Genomic DNA, 23,476 nt, shown 5'->3' with positions numbered 1-23,476 from the left:
AGCATCCGGTGCCGTACCGGCCGACGACGCGTAAGGAGCCACCGGTGGCGGGAGAACCGCAGGCCGACTGCCTGTTCTGCAAAATCGTCTCTAAAGAGGTGCCGGCGACCGTCGTCCGCGAGACCGACACGACCCTCGCCTTCCGGGACATCAACCCCCAGGCGCCGACCCACGTCCTGGTGATCCCCAAGGTCCACTACCCGGACGCCGCCTCCCTCGCGGTCGCCGAGCCGCAGATCGCCGCCGACATACTGCGCGAGGCGGGCACGGTGGCCGCCGACGAGGAGATCGACGGCACGGGCTTCCGCGTCATCTTCAACACCGGTTCGGGCGCGGGCCAGACCGTCTTCCACGCGCACGCCCACGTCCTGGGCGGCCGCGGCTTCAACTGGCCCCCCGGGTAGACCCGTTGTCCGTACGTGAACTGGTCGTCCTGGGCACCGCGAGCCAGGTGCCGACCCGACACCGCAACCACAACGGCTATCTGCTGCGCTGGGACGGCGAGGGCCTGCTCTTCGACCCGGGCGAGGGCACCCAGCGCCAGATGCTGCGGGCGGGGGTCGCGGCCCACGACATCGACCGGATCTGTGTCACGCACTTCCACGGGGACCACTCGCTGGGCCTGGCCGGGGTGATCCAGCGGATCAACCTGGACCGGGTGCCGCACCCGGTGACCGCGCACTATCCGGCGAGCGGGCAGCGCTTCTTCGAGCGGCTGCGCTACGCGACCGCGTACCGCGAGACCGTACCGCTGGCCGAGGCGCCGATCAGCGGCGAGGGCGGGGTCCTGGCGCGGACCGCCGGGTACACGCTGGAGGCGCGCAGGCTCTCCCACCCGGTCGAGTCCTACGGCTATCGCCTGACCGAGCCCGACGGCCGCCGCATGCTGCCCGAGCGGCTCGCGGCGCACGGCATCCGCGGGCCGGAGGTCGGCCGGCTCCAGCAGGAGGGGGCGCTGGAGCGGGAGGGGCACACGGTCACGCTGGAGGAGGTCAGCGAGGTGCGGCGCGGGCAGCGCTTCGCCTTCGTCATGGACACCCGGCTGTGCGAGGGCGCCCATGCCCTGGCGCAGGGCTGTGACCTGCTGGTCATCGAGTCCACCTTTCTGGACGAGGACGAGCCGCTGGCGGTCGAGCACGGGCATCTCACGGCGGGGCAGGCGGCGCGGCTGGCCGCGGAGGCGGGGGTGCGGCACCTGGTGCTGACCCACTTCTCGCAGCGGTACGGCGACCCCACCGACTTCGAGCGCCAGGCGCGGGCGGCGGGCTTCGCGGGGGAGCTCACGGTGGCGCAGGACCTGATGAGCGTGGCGGTGCCCAAGCGGCGCTGAGCGCTCGGGGCCGGCCGCTCAGGGGGCCGGCCGGTCGGCGGTACGGCCCCGCTGTCGGTGCCATCGTGCACACTGGCCGCAGTCGCATCCGGCGGCCGCATTCATCCGCATTCGCCACACCATGCGGTGGCATTCGCTGAACGAGATCCACGAGATTCACTGAACGAGATCGACCGAACGGGACCGGCGACGAGGCCGGTCCGATCTGGGAGCCCACGGTGACCACAGACCACGGCCAACCGCTCGCGGCGGAGTACCAGTACCCGGCCGAGTACCCGCTGCTCGACCCGCTCGAGGCCGTCCGCAGACCCGGCGACCCCGGCTGTGACGTCTATCTCACCGGCTCGGTCTTCCTGGACATCATCTTCACCGGCCTGGACTCCGCCCCCGTGCGCGGCACCGAGTCCTGGGCGCGCGGCATGGGCTCCAGTCCCGGCGGGGTGGCCAACATGGCCACCGCGCTGGCCCGCCTGGGCCTGCGCACGTCCCTCGCCGCCGCCTTCGGCGACGACATGTACGGGGACTACTGCCGCGACGCCCTGGACCGCGGCGAGGGCATCGACCTGTCGCTGTCCCGTACGGTGCGCGGCTGGCACTCCCCGGTGACCGTGTCCATGGCCTACGAGGGCGAGCGCACCATGGTCTCCCACGGCCATGAGGCGCCGCCGCCCGAGGAGCCCGCTCCCAGCTGCCCGCCCCCGGCCCGCGCCGCGATCGCCTCCCTGGTCCCGGGGAGCCGCGAGGAGTGGGTCACCCAGGCCGTCGGCCACGGCAGCATGGTCTTCGCGGACGTCGGCTGGGACGACACCGGCCGCTGGGACCCGGCCGACCTCGCCGATCTCGAGCACTGCGAGGCGTTCCTGCCCAACGCGGCCGAGGCGATGCGGTACACCCGCACCGAGTGCCCCCGCGCCGCCGCCCGCGCGCTCGCCGACAGGGTGCCGCTCGCGGTGGTCACCCTGGGCGCCGAGGGGGCGTACGCGGTGGACGGGCGCACCGGCGAGACCGCCGAAGTGCCCGCGATCGCCGTGGAGGCCCTGGACCCGACCGGGGCGGGTGATGTGTTCGTCGCGGGCTTCGTCACCGGCACCCTCGCCCAGTGGCCGCTCGCCGACCGGCTGGCCTTCGCGGGGCTGAGCGCCGCGCTGTCCGTGCAGGAGTTCGGCGGCTCCCTGTCGGCGCCCGGCTGGGTGGAGATCGCCGCCTGGTGGCAGCACGCCAAGTCGTACGACGACCAGAACCCCTCCGCGCTGCGCCGGTACGCCTTCCTGGACCGGATCCTCCCGGCGGCCGCCCGCCCCTGGCCGCTGCGCCGGGCGGTGCCCACGATCGGCTTCCGGCAGGCGTGAACCACATCCGGCACCTCCGCCACCCCGGCCACCGCCGCCGCCGCCGACACCTCCGCCACCTCCGGCAAAGCAGCCCGGTAAAAGGGCTCGGGTCTTGTCGGTGCTCCGTCGTACCCTTGTACTCGAGGTTGTCGAGCAACGAGAACCCCGCAAGAGGAGGTAGGAGCAGGCCTCAGAGCCGGCCCATGACGCAACCAACCACAGCACGCCAGGCGCATGCGCAGTTCAAGGTCCCGACCAAGCACCCGATGGTCATGGTGCTGGGATCGGGCGATTCGCTGCTGCGCGTCATCGAGAAGGCCTTCCCGGAGACCGACATCCATGTGCGGGGCAATGAGGTCAGCGCGACCGGGGACCCCGCGGAAGTCGCCCTCATCCAGCGTCTGTTCGACGAGATGATGCTGGTGCTCCGCACCGGTCAACCGATGACAGAGGACGCGGTGGAGCGCTCGATCGCCATGCTGCGCTCCGCGGAGAACGGCGAGACCGGCGTGGAGTCCCCCGCCGAGGTGCTCACGCAGAACATCCTCTCCAACCGCGGCCGCACCATCCGCCCCAAGACCCTCAACCAGAAGCGCTACGTCGACGCCATCGACAAGCACACCGTCGTGTTCGGCATCGGCCCGGCCGGTACCGGCAAGACCTATCTGGCCATGGCCAAGGCGGTCCAGGCCCTGCAGTCCAAGCAGGTCACCCGGATCATCCTGACCCGGCCGGCGGTCGAGGCGGGCGAGCGGCTCGGCTTCCTGCCGGGCACGCTCTACGAGAAGATCGACCCGTATCTGCGCCCGCTGTACGACGCGCTGCACGACATGCTCGACCCCGACTCCATCCCGCGCCTGATGGCCGCGGGCACGATCGAGGTCGCGCCGCTGGCGTATATGCGCGGCCGCACGCTCAATGACGCGTTCATCATTCTGGACGAGGCACAGAACACGAACCCCGAGCAGATGAAGATGTTCCTCACCCGGCTCGGCTTCGACTCCAAGATCGTGATCACGGGTGATGTCACCCAGGTCGACCTCCCCAACGGGACCAAGAGTGGTCTGCGCCAGGTGCAGGAGATCCTGGAGGGCGTCGAGGACGTCCACTTCTCCCGGCTCACCAGCACCGATGTGGTCCGCCACAGGCTGGTCGGCCGTATTGTCGACGCGTACGAGTTGTACGACAGCCGGAACGGAAAGTAAAACAACACTCTTATGGCGATCGACGTCAACAACGAATCCGGCACGGAGATCGACGAGCGCGCGGTGCTGGACGTCGCCCGTTACGCCCTGGCCCGGATGCGTATCCACCCGCTCTCCGAGCTCTCGGTGATCGTCGTCGACGCCGACGCCATGGAGCAGCTCCACATCCAGTGGATGGACCTGCCGGGGCCCACCGATGTCATGTCCTTCCCCATGGACGAGCTGCGCCCGCCCGCGAAGGACGACGAGGAGCCCCCGCAGGGCCTCCTCGGGGACATCGTGCTCTGCCCCGAGGTCGCCAAGAAGCAGGGGGAGGAGGCGCCGACCGGACACTCGATGGACGAGGAGCTCCAGCTCCTCACCGTCCACGGCGTCCTCCACCTCCTCGGCTACGACCACGAGGAGCCGGACGAGCGTGCCGAGATGTTCGGCCTCCAGGCCGCCATCGTCGACGGCTGGCGCGCCGAGCGCGGCATGACCGGCCCCTCCCCGGCCCCCACGACCCGATGACCGGCCGACTGATCACAGCCGCCGTCCTGCTGGTGGTGGTCGCCTGGCTGGCGGCCTGCGCCGAGGCCGGCCTGGCCCGCACCACCCGCTTCCGCGCCGAGGAGGCCGTGCGGGCCGGGCGGCGCGGCAGCGCCAGGCTGATGCAGGTCGCCGAGGACCCCACCCGCTATCTGAACGTCGCGCTGCTGGTGCGGGTCGCCTGCGAGATGGCGGCCGGCGCGTTCGTCACCTACGCCTGTCTGCGCGAGTTCGACGAGACCTGGAAGGCGCTGACCATTGCGATCGGCGTGATGGTCCTCGTCTCGTATGTGGCCGTCGGCGTCTCGCCGCGCACCATCGGCGCCCAGCACCCGCTGAACACCGCGACCGCCGCCGCCTATGTGCTGCTGCCCCTGGCCCGGGTCATGGGCCCCATCCCGCCCTTGCTGATCCTCATCGGTAACGCCCTCACCCCCGGCAAGGGCTTCCGCAAGGGCCCGTTCGCCTCCGAGGCCGAGCTGCGCGCCCTGGTGGACCTCGCGGAGAAGGAGTCGCTGATCGAGGACGACGAGCGGCGCATGGTGCACTCCGTCTTCGAGCTCGGCGACACCCTGGTGCGCGAGGTGATGGTGCCGCGCACCGACCTGGTGGTCATCGAGCGGTTCAAGACCATCCGCCAGGCCCTGACCCTCGCGCTGCGCTCCGGCTTCTCCCGGATCCCGGTCACCGGGGAGAACGAGGACGACATCGTCGGGATCGTCTACCTCAAGGACCTGGCCCGCAAGACGCACATCAACCGGGAGGCCGAGTCCGAGCTGGTCTCCACCGCCATGCGGCCCGCCGCCTTCGTGCCCGACACCAAGAACGCGGGCGACCTGCTGCGCGAGATGCAGCAGGAGCGCAACCACGTCGCGGTCGTGGTCGACGAGTACGGCGGCACGGCCGGGATCGTCACCATCGAGGACATCCTCGAGGAGATCGTCGGCGAGATCACCGACGAGTACGACCGTGAGCTCCCGCCGGTCCAGGACCTGGGCGACGGCACCCACCGCGTCACCGCCCGGCTCGGCCTGGACGACCTCGGCGAGCTGTACGGCACGGACCTGGACGACGAGGACGTGGAGACCGTCGGCGGGCTGCTGGCCAAGTCGCTGGGGCGGGTGCCGATCGCGGGCGCCACGGCGGAGGTCGCGGTGGAGGACGGCGGCCCGGACTCCGACCTCAAGTCGCTGCGGCTGACCGCGGAATCCACGGCCGGCCGGCGCAACCGGATCGTCACGGTCCTGGTCGAGCCGGTCCGCGCCACGACGGAGACCGAGCCGGAGGACTGAGGCCCCGGCCCTCGCCGGACCGTGCCGCCTATGCTCGTCCGCATGAGCGAAGCCGCACCCCTGGACCCCGAAGACCGCAAGATCGTCACCCTCGCCCGCTCCGCGCGGGCCCGCAACGGCGTCCCGGAGGGCGCCGCCGTACGCGACGAGACGGGCCGTACGTATGTCGCCGGCACCGTCGCCCTCCCCTCGCTCCCGCTGAGCGCGCTGCGGACCGCCGTCGCCATGGCGGTCGCCAGCGGGGCGAAGTCCCTGGAGGCCGCGGCCGTGGTGACCGACGCGGAGGCCCTCCCGGACGAGGACCTCGCGGCCGTACGCGACCTGGGCGGGGAGGGCACCCCGGTGCTGCTGGCGGGCCCCGACGGCGGGCTGCGCACCACGGTCCAGGTCTGAGCGGCCCATACATCTGAGCGGCCCATACATAGAGGTCAGGCCCTCATAGCCGTCGGCTATGACGACAGATCTTGGACGCGTACCGGGTCCGGGCGGAAGGCTGAGAACAGGCCGGGGGAACGCCCCCGGCCCCGTCCCAGCTCCGAGGAGCCCAAGCTCATGACCGCCCTTCCCACCCGCACCCTCGGCGACCTGAAGACCACCGCCATCGGCTACGGCGCCATGGTGCTGTCCCCCGGCGTGTACGGGGAGATCGACGACGACCGCGCGCTGACCGCCCTGCGCTCCGCCCTCGACGAGGGCGCGACCCACATCGACACCTCCGACGGCTACGGCGCGGACGGCCACAACGAGAGCCTCGTCGGCCGGGCCGTCCGGGGCCGCCGCGACGAGGTCACCATCGCCACCAAGTTCGGCTTCCGCCGCCCGGAGGGCGTCGAGGGGCATGCCTTCCCCGTCAACTACACCTACGGCGAGCTGGCCGTGAACGCCGAGCCCCGCCACGTCCGCCGCTACGCCGAGACCTCCCTGCGCACCCTCGGCACCGACCGGATCGACCTCTACTACCCGCACTTCCCCGACCCCACCGTCCCGATCGAGGACACCGTCGGCGCGGTCGCCGAGCTGATCTCCGACGGCCTGGTCCGCCACCTGGGGCTGTCCAACGTCACCGCCGAGCAGCTCGCCCGCGCCCACGCCGTCCACCCGGTCGCCGCCGTGCAGGCCCAGTGGTCGATGTGGACTCCCGTAGACGCCGAACTGCTGGCCACCGCCCGCGAGCTGGGCGTGGGCATCGTGGCCTGGTCCCCGCTCGGCAGGGGCTTCCTCACCGGCACGGTCCAGGACATCCCCGCCGACGACTTCCGCCGCTTCATCCCGCGCTACCACGAGGGCAACCTCCAGGCGAACAACGACCGCTACGCGCCGCTGCGCGCCATCGCGGCCGACCTCGGCCTGACCCCGGGGCAGCTGGCGCTGGCCTGGCTGCTGCACCAGTACGAGCACGTCGTGCCGATCCCGGGCAGCCGCACCCCGGCCCACATCGCGGAGAACCTCGCCGCCGCCCGCGCCGAGCTCACCCCCGCCACCCTCGCCCGGATCGCCGAGGCCCTGGCCGCCTTCGCCCCCGAGGGCACCGGCACCCTGCTCGGCTGAACCGTCTGCCCGGCTGAACCGTCTGCCCGGCTGAGCCGTCTGGTCCGCTGAACCGTCTGGTCCGCGGGGGCCGGGGCATCGGGGACAATGGGCGCCATGAGTGCCGCTACGTCCCCCTCCCAGCCCGAGCCGCAGGGCACCCCGCACCGCGCGGGCTTCGCCTGCTTCGTCGGCCGCCCCAACGCGGGCAAGTCGACCCTGACCAACGCACTGGTGGGGACGAAGGTCGCGATCACCTCCAACCGCCCGCAGACCACCCGCCACACCGTCCGCGGCATCGTGCACCGCCCCGACGCCCAGCTGGTGCTCGTCGACACCCCGGGCCTGCACAAGCCACGCACCCTGCTCGGCGAGCGCTTGAACGACGTCGTCCGGACCACCTGGGCCGAGGTCGACGTCATCGGCTTCTGTCTGCCCGCCGACCAGAAGATCGGCCCCGGTGACCGCTTCATCGCGGGCGAGCTGGCCGGGATCAAGAAGACCCCCAAGGTCGCCATCGTCACCAAGACCGACCTGGTCGACTCCCAGCGCCTCGCCGAGCAGCTGATCGCCATCGACCGGCTCGGCAAGGAGCTGGGCTTCGAGTGGGCCGAGATCGTCCCGGTCTCCGCCACGGGCGGCAACCAGGTCGGCCTGCTGGCGGACCTGCTCGTGCCGCTGCTCCCCGAGAGCCCGGCCCTCTACCCCGAGGGCGACCTCACGGACGAGCCCGAGCAGGTCATGGTCGCCGAGCTGATCCGCGAGGCGGCGCTGGAGGGCGTACGGGACGAGCTGCCGCACTCCATCGCCGTGGTGGTCGAGGAGATGCTGCCCCGCGAGGACCGCCCCGCGGACCGGCCCCTCCTCGACATCCACGCCAACCTTTACATCGAGCGCCCCAGCCAGAAGGGCATCATCATCGGCCCCAAGGGCAAGCGCCTGAAGGAGGTCGGGACGAAGTCCCGCAAGCACATCGAGGCGCTCCTGGGCACGCCGGTCTTCCTGGACCTGCATGTGAAGGTGGCCAAGGACTGGCAGCGGGACCCGAAGCAGCTGCGCAAGCTGGGGTTCTGACCGCACTGGTCACCGCCGGTCGGAGGCCGGCGCAGCTGTCCGAAGCCCGGGAGGCCCCCTGGGGCCGAGCGGTGCGAGGGCGGCAGACAGGAGGGGCCGCGAAGCAGCTGCGGAAGCTGGGGTTCTGACCGCACTGGTCACCGCCGGTCGGAGGCCGGCGCAGTCGTCCGAAGCCCGGGAGGCCCCCTGGGGCCGAGCGGTGCGAGGGCGGCAGACAGAAGGGGCCCCGAAGCAGCTGCGCAAGCTGGGGTTCAGACCGGGAGGACGCGCTACGCGCCCTCCTTGAGCACCGTGCGCACCAGCTCGCGCTGGGCGTCGCTCAGGTGCGGGTCGGCGCAGTGGACGGTCCGGCCGTCCACCGCGATCTCGTAGTGGAAGCCGTCCGGGACGCCGCGCGGGGCCGCGAGGTGCCCGCTCTCGACGGCCTGGTGGGCCAGGGCCTCCAGGTGCTTGGCGTCGGGCCGGCCGGCGGTGTCCAGCTCGGCCCGGCGCTCGATCCCGGCGAACCCGCCGGTGCGGATGACGGAAATGCGCATGGATCCATCAGTACCCGGTGCGGCCCCACGCCGCCCGCAGGCGCGAAGATCCACCAAAGATCCGTCCGTACGGCCTCCGGCGGATCTTGATGCCTGCGGCGGGCCCCTCAGCGCGCGCCCACGCGGGCCCGCAGGTCGGTGATGCCCACCTTGGCCCAGGAGTCCAGCACCGCCCGCTGCTCCTCGCCGTCGCCGTACAGGGTCTGCGCGGTCGCCACGGTCAGCTGGGCGAAGGCGGCGAAGTCCGCGTCGGCGGCGAGCTCGCCGCCGGTCAGGGTGGCGTACCAGATCTTCCCGGCCCGCTCCCAGGCGTGGCCGCCGAGGGCCCGGGCGACGAGGTAGAAGGCGTGGTTGGGGATGCCGGAGTTGATGTGCACCCCGCCGTTGTCGCGCGAGGTGCGGACGTAGTGCTCCATCGTCGCCGGCTGCGGGTCCTTGCCGAGGACATCGTCGTCGTACGCCGTGCCGGGGGCCTTCATGGAGCGCAGCGCGACCCCGGTGACGCGGTCCGCCAGCAGTCCGGCGCCGATCAGCCAGTCGGCCTGCTCGGCGGTCTGGCCGAGCGCGAACTGCTTGGTGAGCGAGCCGAAGACATCCGACATGGACTCGTTCAGCGCGCCGGACTGGCCGAAGTACTCCAGGTTGGCCGTGTACTGCGTGACGCCGTGGGTGAGCTCGTGGGCCGTCACGTCGATGGGGATGGTGAAGTCCTTGAAGATCTCGCCGTCGCCGTCGCCGAACACCATCTGTTCGCCGTTCCAGAAGGCGTTGCCGTAGTCCTCGCCGTAGTGGACGGTGGCCTTCAGCGGCAGCCCTGAGTCGTCGATGGAACGCCTGTTGTACGCCTTGAGGTACATCTCGAAGGTCGCGCCGAGACCGTCGTACGCGCGGGTCACGGTGTCGTCGCTGGTGGCCGGGGCGCCCTCGGCCCGCACCTTCTTCCCCGGCAGGGTCTCCTGGTGCTCGGCGTCGAAGATGGTGCGCTTGGGCTTGTCGGAGGGGGCCCCGGTGGGGGCGGCGGCGCCGCGGACGGTGGTGATCCGGCGGCGGGTGCGCTCCAGGGCGTCGCGCTCCAGGGTGCGGCGGGCGGGCTCGGCCAGCGCGGGGTCCTCGGCGCGGGCCAGTTTGTCGAGGACATGCGGTGGCACGATGGTGCAGAAAACAGGGCGGTTGTTCGCGTTGGCGTCCATACGACGCAATGTGGCACTCTGTACATCGGTTGTCACGCCTTGACGTCGCGATTCCTGAAATCGAGTGGTTGACGGCCATTCGCGCAGGATGAGAGCGGCGGATGCGTCATCCCGGATAGTGATACGGGTCGGCCGGTCCCTCGGCTCTCGGTTACGCTTCTAGGCATCATGCGTTTCGGGCTGCTTCTTCTTAGCTGCCGCGGCGAGGGCCTGTAGTCGTAGGCCGACCCCCTCCCCGCGGAGTTCGGCGTTGCAGTGCATACGCCTCGTCGGCCGCCCAGCGGACATACGAGGAGCCCTACGCATCATGAGCACGTCTGATCATTCCGCGAACGCCCAGAGCCCTGTGGGCCGCCGTACGCCGATCACCGCCGCGAGCGTCACCCAGCGTCCGTCCGGGATGCCGATCCACAAGTACGGCCAGTACGAGGCCGTGGACATCCCCGACCGCACCTGGCCGGACAAGCGCATCACCGCCGCCCCCCGCTGGCTGTCCACCGATCTGCGCGACGGCAACCAGGCGCTGATCGACCCGATGTCGCCGGCCCGCAAGCGCGAGATGTTCGACCTGCTGGTACGCATGGGCTACAAGGAGATCGAGGTCGGCTTCCCCTCCTCGGGGCAGACCGACTTCGACTTCGTACGGTCGATCATCGAAGAGGGCGCGATCCCCGAGGACGTGACGATCTCCGTCCTGACCCAGGCGCGCGAGGAGCTGATCGAGCGCACCGTGGAGTCCCTGCGCGGCGCCCACAGGGCGACCGTCCACATGTACAACGCCACGGCCCCGGTCTTCCGCCGGGTCGTCTTCCGGGGCTCCCGTGAGCAGGTCAAGCAGATCGCGGTGGACGGCACCCGGCTGGTGATGGAGTACGCCGACAAGATCCTGGGCGACGAGACCGTCTTCGGCTACCAGTACAGCCCGGAGATCTTCACCGACACCGAGCTGGACTTCGCGCTGGAGGTCTGCGAGGGCGTCATGGACGTCTGGCAGCCCGAGGCCGGCCGGGAGATCATCCTCAATCTGCCCGCCACCGTCGAGCGGTCCACCCCCTCCACGCACGCGGACCGCTTCGAGTGGATGTCGCGCCATCTGTCCCGGCGCGAGCACATCTGCCTGTCCGTCCACCCGCACAACGACCGCGGCACCGCCGTCGCCGCCGCCGAGCTGGCGATCATGGCGGGCGCGGACCGCATCGAGGGCTGTCTGTTCGGGCAGGGCGAGCGCACCGGCAACGTGGACCTGGTGACGCTGGGCATGAACCTCTTCTCCCAGGGCGTCGACCCGCAGATCGACTTCTCGCAGATCGACGAGATCCGTCGGACCGCCGAGTACTGCAACCAGATGGAGGTCCACCCGCGCCACCCTTACGCGGGCGATCTGGTCTACACCGCCTTCTCCGGCTCCCATCAGGACGCCATCAAGAAGGGGTTCGAGGCGATGGAGGCGAGCGCGGCCGAGCAGGGCAGGACGGTCGACGAGATCGAGTGGGCGGTCCCGTATCTGCCGATCGACCCCAAGGATGTCGGCCGCTCGTACGAGGCGGTCATCCGCGTCAACTCGCAGTCCGGCAAGGGCGGCATCGCCTATGTCCTGAAGAACGACCACAAGCTGGACCTGCCGCGCCGGATGCAGATCGAGTTCTCGAAGATTATTCAGGCCAAGACCGACGCCGAGGGCGGCGAGGTCACCCCGGCCCAGATCTGGTCGGTCTTCCAGGACGAGTATCTGCCCACCGACGACAACCGGTGGGGTCGGATCGCGCTGCGCACCGCGCAGACCTCGACCACGAGCGAGGGCACCGACGCGCTCACCGTCGAGGCCGTCGTGGACGGCGCCGAGACCGTGCTGACCGGCTCCGGCAACGGCCCGCTGGCCGCCTTCTTCGACGCGCTGGCCTCCATTGACGTGGACGTACGGCTGCTGGACTACTCCGAGCACACGCTCAGCGAGGGCGCGGGCGCACAGGCCGCCGCGTACATCGAGTGCGCGATCGACGGCAGGGTGCTGTGGGGTGTCGGCGTCGACGCCAACATCGTGCGAGCCTCCCTGAAGGCGGTCGTCTCCGCGGTCAACCGGGCCCGCCGCTGACCCCGGCGCGGGCCGCCGCGCCCCGGGCGCCGTTCGCCGGGCTCCGAAAGTCGGCGGCCCGGCCCCGGGAATCGGCCGCGTCAACCGCGTAAGACACCAGAAAACGGCTTCACCCACACGGGCCCCGCCCGCCGCGTACGGCGGGCGGGGCCTCGTCTTTGGCCTGTTGTCTCCGTTCGGGGTACTGACGCGGCATCATTGATGTGGCTAGCATCACGTCAGCGCGGCAATGTGGCCGAAGCGTTATGGAGGTGTGACGTGGTGCACGCGCAAGCCCGACGCGGACGGGATCTGTGTGTGATAGGCGTCCGCACCCTATGGCGGACGGTGGGCGACGGCGAGTTCTTCTGTCCCGACTGCGGAGGCGACCGTAATTACCGCCGCCGCACCGGCCGCCGCCGTATCGTCGTCCTCGGCCTCCCGGTCCTGCCGCGCGGCCCGGTCGCCCCGGTCGTCGAGTGCGCCGCCTGCGGCTGCCGCTTCGGCACCGAAGTGCTGGACCACCCCACCACCACCCGCTTCTCCGCGATGCTGCGCGACGCCGTGCACACCGTGGCCCTCGCGGTGCTCGCCGCGGGCGGCACCGACTCGCCCGCGGTGCGGCAGGCCGCGGTCGGCGCGGTGCGGGCGGCGGGGTTCACCGACTGCGGCGAGGAGCAGCTGCTGGAGCTCATCGAGGCGCTCGCCGCCGACACCGGGCGGCTGCCCGGCGCCGCCGCGTACGACGCCGAGGTCGCCGGAGCCGCAGGAGCCGCCGGAGCCGCCCTCCAGGGCGGGCGGGACATCGGGCGGGACGGCCTCGACCCGTGCGGCACCGCGCTGGCCATCGAGCTCCATGAGGCCCTGGAACCGCTGGCCCCCCACCTGGCGCCGACGGGGCGGGAGTCGATCCTGCTCCAGGGCGCCCGGATCGCGGTGGCCGACGGCCCGTACCGGCCGGCGGAGCGCGCCGTGCTGGAGACCGTGGGCCGGGCGCTGATGATCTGCCCCGACGACACGGCCCGGCTGATGGCCGCGATCCGCGCGCCCTTCTGATCGGCGCCGGTCCGGTCCGGTCCGCTCCGATGGGCTCTGATCCGTGCCGGGCCGAGGCGTTACTACCCCGGGAGTAATCCGGCCCGTACCGCACCCGGCGCAGTAGCCGCCATCTCCCTCGCCGGCGCGACGATTCGCCCGCCCGGCGCCGGGAGCCTGGAGGGCATGCACACCACACAGCCGACGCATAGGACCGCGCCACGAAAACCGGAGGGACCGGACGAGCCCGCCCGCGCCGCGGGCGGCCGCCGCCTCCTGCCGTGGGCGGTCGTCGCCGTATGGGTCCTGGTGCTCCTGGCCGCCGTGCCCTTCGCGGGCAAGCTAGGCGACGTCAAGCGCGACACGGCCGTCGACTACCTGCCGGCGAGCGCCGACTCCACCCAGGTCGCGAAACTCCAGACGGCGCTGCCCGGCGGCGACACCACCGACCTCGTCCTCGTCTACCAGCGGGACGGCGGGCTGACCGCCGCCGACCGCGAGGCGGCCGACGCACAGGTCGCCCGGGTCGTCGCCCGCCATGAGACCGTCGCGGACCGGCCCCCGCGGGCCATCCCGTCCCGGGACCGCGCCACCGTGATGTACCCGATGGCGCTGACCGGGCTGACGGACGAGACGGAGCGCGCCGACGCAGTCAAGGACGTACGCGCCGAACTCGCCCGCCACCCCGAGGGCCTGAGCGTCCAGGTCGGTGGCGCGGGCGCGCTGAGCGCCGACTCGCAGGAGGTCTTCGCGTCGACCGACGGCACCCTGATGTTCGCCACCGTCGGCGTCGTCGCTGTGCTGCTGATCCTCACCTACCGCAGCCCGCTGCTGTGGCTGGTGCCGCTGGTGGTCGTCGGCGCCGCCGCGACGGCGGCGATGGCCGTCGTCTACGGCCTGGTCCAGGGGATCGACCTCGTCGTCACCAGCATGAGCTCGTCGATCATGACCGTCCTCGTCTTCGGCGCGGGCACCGACTACGCCCTGCTGCTGGTCTCCCGCTACCGCGAGGAGCTGCGCCGGCACCGGCTCCCGTACGACGCCATGCGCGCCGCCGTACGCGGCTGCGGCCCCGCGGTGCTCGCCTCCTGCGGCACCGTGGCCGCCGGGCTACTGTGCCTGCTCGCCGCCGACCTCAACAGCAGCAGCGGCCTCGGGCCCGTCGGCGCGGTCGGCGTGGTGTGCGCGCTCGCCGCCATGCTGACGCTGCTGCCCGCGGTTCTGGTGCTGCTCGGCCGCCGGGTGTTCTGGCCGCTGATCCCCGCGTACGGCAGTGAACCGCGCGCCCGGCGCGGACTGTTCGCCGCGATGGGGAGTTCGGCGGGGCGCCGGCCCGGCACCGTCCTGCTCGCCGGAGGCGCGCTGCTTGGCGCCCTCGCGCTCGGCGTCCTCGCCCTGCCCGGCGACCTCAAGCAGGAGGACACCTTCACCGAGCGGCCCGAGTCCGTCGTCGCCATGAAGACCCTGGCCGACGCCTACCCCGGGAGCAGCAGCCAGCCGATCAGCGTCCTCGCGCGCAGCGAGCGCGCCGGTGAAGTGCTCGACCGTGCGGGCCGCACGGAGGGCGTCGCGCGGGCCGAGCGCGGCCGCAGCGGCGGCGGATGGACCGAGATCGACGTCTACGCCAAGGCGCCTCCGCAGTCCGCGGGGGAGCGGCACACCATCCAGGCCCTGCGCGGCGATCTCCACCGGATCGCGGGCGCCGACGCCCATGTCGGCGGGGCCAGCGCCCAGGAACTCGACCTGGAGGACACCAACTCCCGTGACCGGGAGGTCGTCGTCCCGCTCGTCCTCCTCGCCGTGCTGCTGATCCTCGCCGCCCTGCTGCGCAGCCTGGTCGCACCGCTCGTCCTGGTCGTCGCCGTGGTCGCCGTCTGGGGCGCGGCGATGGGCCTCGGCGGCCTCTTCTTCGAGCCGGTCTTCGGCTTCGCGGGCATCGACCCCGGGCTGCCGCTGCTGTCCTTCGTCTTCCTGGTCGCGCTCGGCGTCGACTACGGGATCTTCCTGATGCACCGCATGCGGGAGGAGTCGCTGCGCGGCGCGGACGTCTCCGAGGCCGCGCTCACCGCCCTGCGCACCACGGGCGGAGTGATCGCCTCGGCGGGGATGGTGCTGGCCGCCACCTTCGCGGTGCTGGGGTCGCTGCCGCTGGTGATGCTGGCCGAGATGGGGTTCGTGGTCGCGGTCGGCGTGCTGCTGGACACCTTCCTGGTCCGGACGTACCTGGTGACCTCGGCCAGCCTGCTGCTGGGGCGCCGGGTGTGGTGGCCGGGAGCGCTCTTCCGCGGCGCGGGCCGGAGATGAGCGGCGAGGTCACCCTGGCCCGAGCCGGTTCGCCCGGCTCGGGCCGGGACTTCCCCGGGGCGACCCGCCAGGATGGACCCGTGCCTCCACAGACACTCCACGAGCCCGAGCGGCGGACGGCCCCGGCCCCGGCCGCGCCGGGACCGAGGCGCCGACTGCCGGGGCGCGCGCTGCGCGCCCTCCACCGCCGCCGCGACGCGGCCGAGACCCCCGCCGAGGCCGCGTCCCGGCGACGGGTCGACGCCGCGGTCGCGGTGGCCGCGCTCGCCGTGCAGTGCGCATTGGCGCTGTTCGTTCACGGGTCGGGCGACCGCCGCCTGGACGCGATCGGATGGGCGCTGCTGATCGGCAGCGCCCTGGCGCTGGTCGGGCGCCGGCACAGCCCGATGCTCGTCACCGTGGCGATCGTCCTCATGGTCGGCCCGTACCACGCCCTGAACTACGAGCACGTCGCCGTCGTCCCGGCCGGGCTCGCCGCCCTCTACACCCTCGCGGTCCTGGGCCCGCCGCTGCGCTCCCTGCTCACCGTCACCTGTGTGATCGGGATCATGGTGACGGTCATGTCGTGGGGCGGCCGGCCCCACGGCGCGGTGGACATGCTGCGCACCTCCGGCTGGGTGCTGTCGGTGGTGCTGATCGGTGAGGCGGTGCGGATCCACCGCCAGTACGTCGCGGCGATCGTCGAGCGCGCCGAACGCGCCGAGCGGACCCGTGAGGAGGAGGCCGCCCGGCGCGTCGCGGAGGAGCGGCTGAGGATCGCCCGCGACCTGCACGACCTGCTGGCACACAGCATCACCCTGATCGGCGTCCAGACCTCGGTAGCCGCCCATGTCCTGATCGCCGACCCCGGCCGGCTGGACCGCGAGACGTTGGCCAAGGCGCTCGACTCCATCTCCGACACCTGCCGCGACGCCCGCACCGAACTGCGGGCCACCTTGCAGGTGCTGCGGGCGGGGGAGGGCGGCGAGGGCGGCGCGGCGGACGGGGTTGACGGGGCCGAGGGGCTCGGTACGGGGCCGCCGCCCGGGCTCGCCGGGCTGGCCGACCTGGCGGCGGCCGCGGAGGCGGCGGGCGTACGGGTGCGCATGACCGTCGACGTGGACGAACCCGAGCTGTCGCCCGCCGTGGGCGCGGCCGTGTACCGCATCGTCCAGGAGGCCCTGACCAACGCCGTCCGCCACGCACCCGGCACCCTGGTGCGGCTCACCCTGGGGCCGGACGGGGCGGGCGGCCTGCGCGTCGCGGCCGTGGACGACGGCCCGGCGGGCGCGGGTGCGTCGGACGCCGCCGCGTCCCCGTCCGGGCCCGAGGGCCCGGGCCGTCCGCAGGGCTACGGCCTCGTCGGCATGCGCGAGCGCGCCCGCAGCGTGGCGGGCACCCTGACCGCGGGACCGCGTCCGGACGGCCCCGGCTTCGCCGTGACGGCCGCGCTGCCGTACGGCCGGGGCGGGCTGGAGCGCACCGCCCCGGCCGGGCAGCACCGCCCGCGGCCTCATTCACCGTCGACGGAGGGAACGATATGAGCGCGCCGCGCACGGCTTCGGACGCCCCCATCAGGGTGCTGCTCGCCGACGACCAGACCCTCGTCCGGGCCGCCTTCGCCATGCTGATCGAGTCGGCCCGCGACATGGAGGTCGTCGGGCAGGCGGGCACCGGCCGGGAGGCGGTCGCGCTCGCCCGCACCGCGCGCGCCGACCTGATCGTCATGGACATCCGGATGCCGGACCTCGACGGCATCGAGGCGACCCGCCGCATCGCCGCCGACGAGGACCTCGCCGGGGTGCGGATCCTCGTCCTGACCACGTACGACACCGATGAGTACGTCGTCGACGCGCTGCGCGCGGGCGCCTCCGGGTTCCTGGTGAAGGACACCCGGCCCGCCGAACTGCTGGACGCGATACGAACCGTGGCGGCCGGCGAGTCCCTGCTGTCGCCCGGCCCGACCGCCCGCCTCATCGCCCGGGTGCTGCGCCTCCCGGCCGCCCCGCCCCCGGACGCCCTCGCCCCCGCGGGCCTGGGCGCCCTCTCCGAGCGGGAGCGTCAGGTCCTCACGCTGGTGGCCCGTGGCCTGAACAACGCGGAGATCGCCGAGGCGCTCGGGCTGTCACCGCTGACCGCCAAGACCCATGTCAGCCGCATCATGGGCAAGCTGGAGGTCCGCGACCGGGCCCAACTGGTCATCGCGGCCTACGAGTGCGGCCTGGTCACCCCGTCCCGCTCCGAGGCGGGCTGATCCGTCGTCCGCCGTCCGCCGTCCGCCGTCCGTCGGACCCGGACCGGCGGCTCAGGCCGCGTGCTCGTGCCAGGCGAAGGGGGCGAGCTGTTCGTCCAGCGGGGCGTCGGTCATCCGGTTGGCCAGGGTCGACAGGGTGTAGGTGCCGATGCCCAGCACCACTTCGAGGGCGTTGCGCGTGGTGTATCCGTGCGCCAGAAAGGCGTTCAGAGTGTCGGGGCCGACCGCCCCCGTGCGCTCGAGCACCTCGATCGTGAAGACCCGTACGGCCTCGAGGCGTTCGTCGGCCAGGGGCCGCCGCTCCCGCAGCGCCGAGGTGAGTTCGGCGTCCGCGCCCAGCGCGGCGAGCTTGCCGGTGTGCATGGCGACGCAGACGTGGCAGGCGTTGCGGGTCGCGATGGTGAGGATGACCACCTCGCGCGCCAGCGGGTCCAGGGTCGTCGTCTCGAACAGTCCGCTGAGCTTCAGGAAGCCGTCCAGCAGCTGTGGTGAGGCGGCCAGCCGCGCGACTGGCGCCGGGAGGTAGCCCAGGCGCCGGGCCGTGGCCTCCATGAGCGGGCGTGAGGCGGTCGGCGCGGACTCCGGGGTGTGGTCGACGAACGGGGTGGGTGCGGTGGAGGGGTGTGCGGACATGGCGAAGCCCCCTGGTCTAGGATGGACAACGTGGTTGTCGAAAACGTAAACCAGGTTGTCGAGTTTCGCAATGGCTGATGATGTTGAGGGCATGCGGGATGCCCGGAACCCGCCGGGCTATGAGCTGCCTCTACTGCTGTTCGCGGGATTCCGGTCCCTCATCGACCAGTTGCACGCCGAGCTGGCCCGCCAGGGCCATCCGGACCTCCGCCCCGCCCATGGCTTCGCCATGCAGGCCATCGGCCTCGACGGCGCCACCGCCAGCGAGCTGGGGCGGCGGCTCGGCGTCTCCAAGCAGGCCGCGGGCAAGACGGCCGACCGCCTGGAGGCGGTAGGTTACGCCGTACGGGCCGAGGATCCGGCGGACGCCCGGCGCAAGGTGATCCGGCTGACCCCGTACGGCATGGACGCGCTGGCCAGGTCCGCCGCCGTTTTCGAGGAACTGCGCGCCCAATGGGCCGCGGCGCTCGGCCCCGAGCGGCTGCGCGGCCTGGAGGACGACCTGCGCGTCATGGTGCCCCTCAGTGGCTTCCGCCTCGATGTGGCCGGGTGGTTCGGCCCCTGACCGCCCGCTACTGCGGGCTGCTGTCCGTGCCGTCCGTGCCGTCCTGTTCGGGCTCCGCCGCCCCGAACAGCTCCAGGCACGGCTCGAGCCCCGTCACCCGGACCGGGACGGCGCGGTGCGCCTCCCAGTCGGCGCGCTCCAGGCGCAGCCGCTGGATGGTGCGGGCCTGCCCGCGAACGGACAGCACCTCGATGCCGTCCGGGCGGTAGCCGATGCGCCGCGAGACGGCCAGCGAGCGCGCGTTCTCCACCATCGCGCCCGAGATCACGCTGTGCGCCCCCAGCCCCTCGAAGGCCAGGTGCGTGACCGCCGCCCGCATCTCCGTGCCGATGCCCTGGCCCTGGTGGGCCAGGCCCAGCCAGGAGCCGGTCTCCGCCTCCCGGGTCACCGGGAAATCGGTTGCGAACAGGTCCTGACGGCCGACCACCTTGCCCTCGCGCAGCACCACGAAGCTCATGTTCCACTTCTCCGGGCGCCACTCCGCGATGGTGCCCAGCAGATGCTGGAAGCTGCTGCGCCCCACCTGCTCCGGGGGTGCGTCCGTCCACGGGATGGAGAACGGCATCTCGGCGGGGTCGTGTACGCCCGTCGCCGCGAGCGCGGCCATCTCGTCGAGGAGCGCCAGGTCCGGAAGGCGCAATTCCAGGCGTGGTGTGGTGAGCCGGAGCCCGAAGGGCGGCCAGTAATGGGGGTCCATGACGGGAGGTTGCCGGATATCCGGCCGTCCGTCGAAGCAATTTTGTCAACCACGGTTGACGTAGGCCGTCGTGTCAACCTAGATTGACATCATGACCGAGGCAACGAACCTCGCCGAGCGGGCGGGTGACCAGGACCCCCGGGTCGGGCTGCGTGCCGTCGCCGCGCTCCGCCGGCTGCTGGAGCAACTGGAGGCCGTGCAGGTGCGCAGCGCCCGCGCGAAGGGCTGGTCGTGGCAGGAGATCGCCGCCGAGCTGGGAGTCAGCAGGCAGGCGGTCCACAAGAAGCATGGGAGGCGTTGATGTTCGAGAGGTTCACCACCAGCGCGCGCGACGTCGTCCGGGGCGCGGTGAAGTACGCCGACGGCGAAGGCGGCGGCACGGGCGGCGGCACCGTCGGCGAGGCGGAGCTGCTGCTCGCGCTCCTGGACCGTACGGGCACCCCCGCCGCCGACGTTCTCACCGCCCTCGGCGCGGCCGGGCGCCGCGCGGCGATCGAGCGCGACCTGGCCGCGGTGCGCCGCCGCGGCGGCATCTCGGCCGAGGACGCGAAGGCCCTGGCCGGGCTCGGCATCGACGTCGAGGAGGTCGTCGCGCGAGTCGAGGGGGCCCATGGCGCGGGCGCGCTCGCCGGGCCCGCGGTGACCCCTCGGCGGCGCGGCCGGCCGCTCCGGCGCCCCTTCACGCGGGAGGCCAAGTCGGTCCTGGAGCGGTCCCTGCGAATGTCGGTGGGGCGCGGCGACAAGCACATCGGCGACGAGCACCTGCTGCTGGCCCTGACCGCCCGCCCGGGGCTCGCCGCGCATGTGCTCGCCGACCACGGGGTGACGTACATCCAGGTCGAACAGGCCCTCGCCACCCACCGGGCCAAGGCCGGCTAGGTAAAGATCCGTTTCCTTTCCAACCCCCCCGCTGACCTGCGGTGAAGACCGTGATCTACAGCTGGAGTAGGGCTTCCGTTTCCATTTCCGTAAAGATCCGTACGCCGACATCCCGAACCATGCCCAAGGGACAGCCGACGGCGCAGAGCCGTTCGGGGCGTCAGGGGGAAGCGGGACAGGGGGAAAGCGGAAATGTCCTTCGATGAGGAATGGGCCCAGCTCAAGGCCGCCGCGCAGGGGGAGCACTCGGTGGCGGGGTGGTCCAGCGGTATGCGGCTCAACCAGCTCGACGGTGGCGGTGGTGGTGGGGTCACCCCGTCCGGCGGGCTGTGCACGTCTCCGGCGCAGAAGAAGACGGCGGCCGGGGTGATCGAGGACGAGCTGGAGCCGGGCCTGGCGAAGGCGGGCGACGACGCGGACACCAAGTCCAACACCGCGATCAGCGAGTTCCATGGCTGGGACACGGCCCTGGGGCTCAAGCATGTCCTGACCGAGTGGCAGACGCAGGTGAAGGCCCTGGCGAAGCGGATGGGTGGGGAGAAGGAGGCCCTGCGCAGCACCAACGTCCTCTTCACGGGCACGGACCTGCACACCGGTTCGAGCTTCTGCAGCGTCCTCCCGCTCCCGACGTACTCGTACGGCACGCCTACCGGCGGCGGGTCGCAGCCCACGTTGCCCCTCCCCCTCACCTCCTCGCACCCCTGAGAGGGAACCAGATGGTCACCTATCGCCAGGTCATGGACACCGACCTCGCCAAGCTGACCGACGCCGCCCAGGCGTGGGAGGACATGGCCGACGAGCTCCAGAAGCTGGAGACGACGTACCAGACCAAGGTCCAAAAGATCAGCGCCGGAATGTCCTGGAGGGGCCTCAGCGCCAACTCCGCCGCCAACACCGCCACCCAGACCCGCCATGAGCTCGACGCGGCCCAAGTGGAGGCGCGGGCCGTCGCGGATCTGCTGCGCGATGCCCACGGCCAGTTCGTACGGCTGGTGGGCCTGGTCAAGGGCGCGGTCAAGGAGGCCCAGCAGGCCGGGATGAAGGTCGACGCCGACGGCCGGTGCACCTTCGACTACGCCAAGGCCACCAAGGAAGAGGCCTTCGCCGCCCATCACGACCCCGACCTCGCGGAGACCGAGCGCTCCTGGACCAAGAGGATCGAGCAGGCCGTCCAAGCCGTCGACGACGCGGACTACGGCGTCAAACTCGCGCTGCGGGAGTCCGTGAAGGACACGGACGGCAAGGGCGATCCACATGGCTTCAACGGGGCCGCGCAGGGCGATGTCGAGGTGTACGAGGGGCGGCGGGCCACGGACCTCGGGGAGAAGCTCATCGACGGGAAGCTGTCGCCCGCGGAGCTGAAGGAAATGCAGATACTGATGCGCAACAACGCGCACAGCAAGCCCTTCAGCCAGACGTTCCTCAGCGGCCTGGGCGCCGGGGACGCCATCAAGCTGAGCGACAAGCTCGTCGGGCTCTCGTACAACCGCGACGGCACGGTCAGCAACACCGAATATCTCTCCGTGGAGCAGGGGCTGGCCCATTCGGTGGCCACGGCCACCGAGGTGCCCGGAACCCTCAAGGAGCGCCCGCCCGGCTCACCGCAGTTCAACGCCTGGCTGAACAGCCCGGACGGAAAGTTCTTCCGTGAGTGGACGGAAGGCGTCCGCAAGGTCGGCTTCGAGAAGTACGGCAGCAAGCAGGTGCCGCGGTACGGCTACCAGTCGTATCTGACCATGCTCCAGAACTACGACAAGTTCGACGACCAGTACCTCTACACACTGGGCGACGACATCATCAAAGCGGAGAAGAAACAGCCTTCGGGCGTGTGGGACGAGTGGACCGGCGCCGACCCCAAATTCGTCAACGATCCGCTCGACACCGTCCTGGGCCTCATGAGCAAGGACCCCGACACCGCCACCGCGTTCCTCGACCCCGAGGGCAAGGGGGCGCTGAAGAACGACCACCTCACCTATCTCATCGAGCAGCGCGACTGGCCGAAGCAGGTGATGAACGGTGGTTACGGCCCGCCCATGTCGATGGACGACACGTTCGGCAAGATGGGCTTCGGCGCCGCGCTCGAAGCGGCCGCCACCGGCCATGTCCCGGGCACCGACTACCCCCTGGGGAAGCACACCGAGGACCAGGCCCGGGTGATGTACCAGGCCATCGAATCACTCAACAAGGCGGGCGCGGCCGAGAACCTGGACCCCATGCTGCGCAAGCCGATGGCGAACATCCTCGCCGACTTCACCCCCGACCTGCACCAGACCCTCGCCCGCGACAACACTCTCTACCGCGAGCACAACGGGCTCTGGAACGAGAACGGCGAACTCAGGGTCTCAGTCCCCGAGGAACACCTCGTCAAGATCATGCGCGGGGTCGCCAACGACCCGAACGCGTTCGCGGATCTCTACAACGCTCAGCGGCACTACGCGGCGGGGACCTTCGCCGGCATGCCGGAGAAGGTCTCCGAGCACACCCGGGTGCCGATCCAGGAGGCGTCCTCGGTCCTCGGCATGTACGACGGGGTGCGTGCGGACGTCCTCTTCGACGACCGCGACAAGAAGATCCAGTGGGAACGGGACTTCAACAACGCCCTCACCAGCGTCACCAGCATCGGCCCGAAGTTCGTGTCCAACAACGCCGCCGCGTTCGGCTCGGAGATCCTCTACCGGATCATCCGCTCCGAATCCCACGGCATCATGTGGGATCGCATCAAAGAGGCCAACCTGGACGCGAGCGTGGAGAACGCCAAACAGTTCACGGCGGGCCAGAAGGAGGTCGACTCCATGGTTGCCAACTGGGCGGAGACCCGCGGCCACGCCAAGGACAGCGACTACACCAAGGACCTCATCGGCATCGGCCAGACCAAGCACGCCGAGGGCCGTAACCAGGCGCTGATCCATCTGCGCGCCGACTACTGATCCCACCTGCGCCACTCGCCCCACCTGCCCCACCCGCCCCGCCCGAACCAGGCGCCGGAAGCGGCGTGGACCGCGCGGGTCCCGCCGCACCGCCGCGGGACCCGCGTCAGCCCGTCCCC

The 23,476-nt window shown here is 71.7% G+C and carries 23 protein-coding genes; 19 read left to right on the top strand and 4 right to left on the bottom strand.

The window, feature by feature from the left end; all coding sequences use genetic code 11:
- Window positions 1-44 precede the first annotated feature (44 nt).
- The 9 genes from ACZ4WQ_RS05040 (at window position 45) to era (ending at window position 8,287) form a co-directional block, all read left to right on the top strand.
- On the top strand, window positions 45-404 hold the full coding sequence (locus ACZ4WQ_RS05040) for a histidine triad nucleotide-binding protein (RefSeq protein ID WP_311722497.1): 360 nt from the start codon (window positions 45-47) through the stop codon (window positions 402-404).
- A 5-nt stretch (window positions 405-409) separates the two neighbouring features.
- Entirely contained in the window at window positions 410-1,330 is a 921-nt protein-coding gene (locus ACZ4WQ_RS05035) for a ribonuclease Z (protein WP_398369408.1), read from the top strand.
- Between the two features lie 218 nt (window positions 1,331-1,548).
- Complete coding sequence (locus tag ACZ4WQ_RS05030) at window positions 1,549-2,679, top strand: PfkB family carbohydrate kinase (protein WP_385341944.1); 1,131 nt, start codon at window positions 1,549-1,551, stop codon at window positions 2,677-2,679.
- A 185-nt stretch (window positions 2,680-2,864) separates the two neighbouring features.
- Window positions 2,865-3,866: a PhoH family protein gene (locus ACZ4WQ_RS05025; protein WP_311722499.1), complete on the top strand. Its 1,002-nt coding sequence runs from the start codon at window positions 2,865-2,867 to the stop codon at window positions 3,864-3,866.
- 12 nt (window positions 3,867-3,878) lie between these two features.
- The gene (gene ybeY / locus ACZ4WQ_RS05020) at window positions 3,879-4,376 is read left to right on the top strand and encodes an rRNA maturation RNase YbeY (RefSeq protein WP_311722500.1); all 498 of its coding nucleotides are present in this window, start codon (window positions 3,879-3,881) and stop codon (window positions 4,374-4,376) included.
- Entirely contained in the window at window positions 4,373-5,686 is a 1,314-nt protein-coding gene (locus tag ACZ4WQ_RS05015) for a hemolysin family protein (RefSeq protein ID WP_311722501.1), read from the top strand. The genes ybeY and ACZ4WQ_RS05015 overlap by 4 nt, the downstream gene beginning before the upstream one ends.
- 30 nt (window positions 5,687-5,716) lie before the next feature.
- Complete coding sequence (locus tag ACZ4WQ_RS05010) at window positions 5,717-6,079, top strand: cytidine deaminase (protein ID WP_311722502.1); 363 nt, start codon at window positions 5,717-5,719, stop codon at window positions 6,077-6,079.
- 159 nt (window positions 6,080-6,238) lie between these two features.
- Window positions 6,239-7,234 (top strand): aldo/keto reductase, encoded by a 996-nt coding sequence (locus ACZ4WQ_RS05005; RefSeq protein ID WP_468022069.1) that lies wholly within the window; start codon window positions 6,239-6,241, stop codon window positions 7,232-7,234.
- Between the two features lie 87 nt (window positions 7,235-7,321).
- Complete coding sequence (gene era / locus ACZ4WQ_RS05000) at window positions 7,322-8,287, top strand: GTPase Era (RefSeq protein WP_468022068.1); 966 nt, start codon at window positions 7,322-7,324, stop codon at window positions 8,285-8,287.
- Between the two features lie 269 nt (window positions 8,288-8,556).
- On the opposite strand, the gene ACZ4WQ_RS04995 is transcribed toward era, so the two are convergent.
- On the bottom strand, window positions 8,557-8,823 hold the full coding sequence (locus tag ACZ4WQ_RS04995; protein ID WP_311722505.1) for a protealysin inhibitor emfourin: 267 nt from the start codon (window positions 8,821-8,823) through the stop codon (window positions 8,557-8,559).
- A 107-nt stretch (window positions 8,824-8,930) separates the two neighbouring features.
- Window positions 8,931-10,013 (bottom strand): M4 family metallopeptidase, encoded by a 1,083-nt coding sequence (locus tag ACZ4WQ_RS04990; RefSeq protein WP_361182643.1) that lies wholly within the window; start codon window positions 10,011-10,013, stop codon window positions 8,931-8,933.
- 307 nt (window positions 10,014-10,320) lie between these two features.
- On the opposite strand from ACZ4WQ_RS04990, the gene leuA reads away from it, so the two are divergent.
- The 5 genes from leuA to ACZ4WQ_RS04965 all read left to right on the top strand — a co-directional run bounded on the left by leuA (window position 10,321) and on the right by ACZ4WQ_RS04965 (window position 17,656).
- On the top strand, window positions 10,321-12,105 hold the full coding sequence (leuA, locus tag ACZ4WQ_RS04985; protein ID WP_468022067.1) for a 2-isopropylmalate synthase: 1,785 nt from the start codon (window positions 10,321-10,323) through the stop codon (window positions 12,103-12,105).
- Between the two features lie 258 nt (window positions 12,106-12,363).
- Entirely contained in the window at window positions 12,364-13,140 is a 777-nt protein-coding gene (locus ACZ4WQ_RS04980; RefSeq protein WP_468022066.1) for a TerB family tellurite resistance protein, read from the top strand.
- 165 nt (window positions 13,141-13,305) lie between these two features.
- Window positions 13,306-15,423 (top strand): MMPL family transporter, encoded by a 2,118-nt coding sequence (locus ACZ4WQ_RS04975; RefSeq protein WP_468022065.1) that lies wholly within the window; start codon window positions 13,306-13,308, stop codon window positions 15,421-15,423.
- Window positions 15,420-16,946 carry a sensor histidine kinase gene (locus tag ACZ4WQ_RS04970; RefSeq protein WP_468022064.1) on the top strand — a complete coding sequence of 509 codons (1,527 nt, stop codon included), beginning with the start codon at window positions 15,420-15,422 and terminating at the stop codon, window positions 16,944-16,946. Before ACZ4WQ_RS04975 ends, ACZ4WQ_RS04970 begins: the two co-directional genes overlap by 4 nt.
- Entirely contained in the window at window positions 16,943-17,656 is a 714-nt protein-coding gene (locus tag ACZ4WQ_RS04965) for a response regulator (protein ID WP_398369422.1), read from the top strand. The genes ACZ4WQ_RS04970 and ACZ4WQ_RS04965 overlap by 4 nt, the downstream gene beginning before the upstream one ends.
- 51 nt (window positions 17,657-17,707) lie before the next feature.
- Here ACZ4WQ_RS04965 and ACZ4WQ_RS04960 read toward each other — a convergent pair whose 3' ends face one another.
- A complete protein-coding gene (locus ACZ4WQ_RS04960; protein ID WP_398369424.1) occupies window positions 17,708-18,289 on the bottom strand; it encodes a carboxymuconolactone decarboxylase family protein in 582 nt (193 codons plus the stop codon).
- A gap of 70 nt (window positions 18,290-18,359) precedes the next feature.
- Between ACZ4WQ_RS04960 and ACZ4WQ_RS04955 the strand changes: the two genes are divergently transcribed.
- On the top strand, window positions 18,360-18,854 hold the full coding sequence (locus tag ACZ4WQ_RS04955; RefSeq protein WP_311722512.1) for a MarR family winged helix-turn-helix transcriptional regulator: 495 nt from the start codon (window positions 18,360-18,362) through the stop codon (window positions 18,852-18,854).
- Between the two features lie 7 nt (window positions 18,855-18,861).
- Here ACZ4WQ_RS04955 and ACZ4WQ_RS04950 read toward each other — a convergent pair whose 3' ends face one another.
- Complete coding sequence (locus ACZ4WQ_RS04950) at window positions 18,862-19,551, bottom strand: GNAT family N-acetyltransferase (protein WP_398369426.1); 690 nt, start codon at window positions 19,549-19,551, stop codon at window positions 18,862-18,864.
- 91 nt (window positions 19,552-19,642) lie between these two features.
- Here ACZ4WQ_RS04950 and ACZ4WQ_RS04945 point away from each other — a divergent pair, with 91 nt between their 5' ends.
- The 4 genes from ACZ4WQ_RS04945 to ACZ4WQ_RS04930 all read left to right on the top strand — a co-directional run bounded on the left by ACZ4WQ_RS04945 (window position 19,643) and on the right by ACZ4WQ_RS04930 (window position 23,357).
- A complete protein-coding gene (locus ACZ4WQ_RS04945) occupies window positions 19,643-19,852 on the top strand; it encodes a helix-turn-helix domain-containing protein (protein WP_043491624.1) in 210 nt (69 codons plus the stop codon).
- Window positions 19,852-20,430: a Clp protease N-terminal domain-containing protein gene (locus ACZ4WQ_RS04940; RefSeq protein WP_398369429.1), complete on the top strand. Its 579-nt coding sequence runs from the start codon at window positions 19,852-19,854 to the stop codon at window positions 20,428-20,430. Before ACZ4WQ_RS04945 ends, ACZ4WQ_RS04940 begins: the two co-directional genes overlap by 1 nt.
- Window positions 20,431-20,622: 192 nt before the next feature.
- A complete protein-coding gene (locus tag ACZ4WQ_RS04935; protein ID WP_311722515.1) occupies window positions 20,623-21,135 on the top strand; it encodes a hypothetical protein in 513 nt (170 codons plus the stop codon).
- Between the two features lie 11 nt (window positions 21,136-21,146).
- Complete coding sequence (locus ACZ4WQ_RS04930; RefSeq protein WP_398369431.1) at window positions 21,147-23,357, top strand: hypothetical protein; 2,211 nt, start codon at window positions 21,147-21,149, stop codon at window positions 23,355-23,357.
- Window positions 23,358-23,476: the final 119 nt, after the last annotated feature.

Source organism: Streptomyces sp. NPDC028305 (assembly GCF_055569495.1).
Note: the sequence above shows the minus strand (reverse complement) of the source record. Positions and strands in the feature narration are given on the sequence as shown.

Excerpts from the sequence above, each read along its gene's own strand:
- ACZ4WQ_RS05025 (WP_311722499.1), top strand. The coding sequence starts at position 2,865 with ATGACGCAACCAACCACAGCACGCCAGGCGCATGCGCAGTTCAAGGTC.
- ybeY (WP_311722500.1), top strand. The coding sequence starts at position 3,879 with ATGGCGATCGACGTCAACAACGAATCCGGCACGGAGATCGACGAGCGC.
- ACZ4WQ_RS05015 (WP_311722501.1), top strand. The coding sequence starts at position 4,373 with ATGACCGGCCGACTGATCACAGCCGCCGTCCTGCTGGTGGTGGTCGCC.
- ACZ4WQ_RS05010 (WP_311722502.1), top strand. The coding sequence starts at position 5,717 with ATGCTCGTCCGCATGAGCGAAGCCGCACCCCTGGACCCCGAAGACCGC.
- ACZ4WQ_RS05005 (WP_468022069.1), top strand. The coding sequence starts at position 6,239 with ATGACCGCCCTTCCCACCCGCACCCTCGGCGACCTGAAGACCACCGCC.
- era (WP_468022068.1), top strand. The coding sequence starts at position 7,322 with ATGGGCGCCATGAGTGCCGCTACGTCCCCCTCCCAGCCCGAGCCGCAG.
- ACZ4WQ_RS04995 (WP_311722505.1), bottom strand. The coding sequence starts at position 8,823 with ATGCGCATTTCCGTCATCCGCACCGGCGGGTTCGCCGGGATCGAGCGC.
- ACZ4WQ_RS04990 (WP_361182643.1), bottom strand. The coding sequence starts at position 10,013 with ATGGACGCCAACGCGAACAACCGCCCTGTTTTCTGCACCATCGTGCCA.
- leuA (WP_468022067.1), top strand. The coding sequence starts at position 10,321 with ATGAGCACGTCTGATCATTCCGCGAACGCCCAGAGCCCTGTGGGCCGC.
- ACZ4WQ_RS04975 (WP_468022065.1), top strand. The coding sequence starts at position 13,306 with ATGCACACCACACAGCCGACGCATAGGACCGCGCCACGAAAACCGGAG.
- ACZ4WQ_RS04970 (WP_468022064.1), top strand. The coding sequence starts at position 15,420 with ATGAGCGGCGAGGTCACCCTGGCCCGAGCCGGTTCGCCCGGCTCGGGC.
- ACZ4WQ_RS04965 (WP_398369422.1), top strand. The coding sequence starts at position 16,943 with ATGAGCGCGCCGCGCACGGCTTCGGACGCCCCCATCAGGGTGCTGCTC.
- ACZ4WQ_RS04960 (WP_398369424.1), bottom strand. The coding sequence starts at position 18,289 with ATGTCCGCACACCCCTCCACCGCACCCACCCCGTTCGTCGACCACACC.
- ACZ4WQ_RS04955 (WP_311722512.1), top strand. The coding sequence starts at position 18,360 with ATGGCTGATGATGTTGAGGGCATGCGGGATGCCCGGAACCCGCCGGGC.
- ACZ4WQ_RS04950 (WP_398369426.1), bottom strand. The coding sequence starts at position 19,551 with ATGGACCCCCATTACTGGCCGCCCTTCGGGCTCCGGCTCACCACACCA.
- ACZ4WQ_RS04945 (WP_043491624.1), top strand. The coding sequence starts at position 19,643 with ATGACCGAGGCAACGAACCTCGCCGAGCGGGCGGGTGACCAGGACCCC.
- ACZ4WQ_RS04940 (WP_398369429.1), top strand. The coding sequence starts at position 19,852 with ATGTTCGAGAGGTTCACCACCAGCGCGCGCGACGTCGTCCGGGGCGCG.
- ACZ4WQ_RS04935 (WP_311722515.1), top strand. The coding sequence starts at position 20,623 with ATGTCCTTCGATGAGGAATGGGCCCAGCTCAAGGCCGCCGCGCAGGGG.
- ACZ4WQ_RS04930 (WP_398369431.1), top strand. The coding sequence starts at position 21,147 with ATGGTCACCTATCGCCAGGTCATGGACACCGACCTCGCCAAGCTGACC.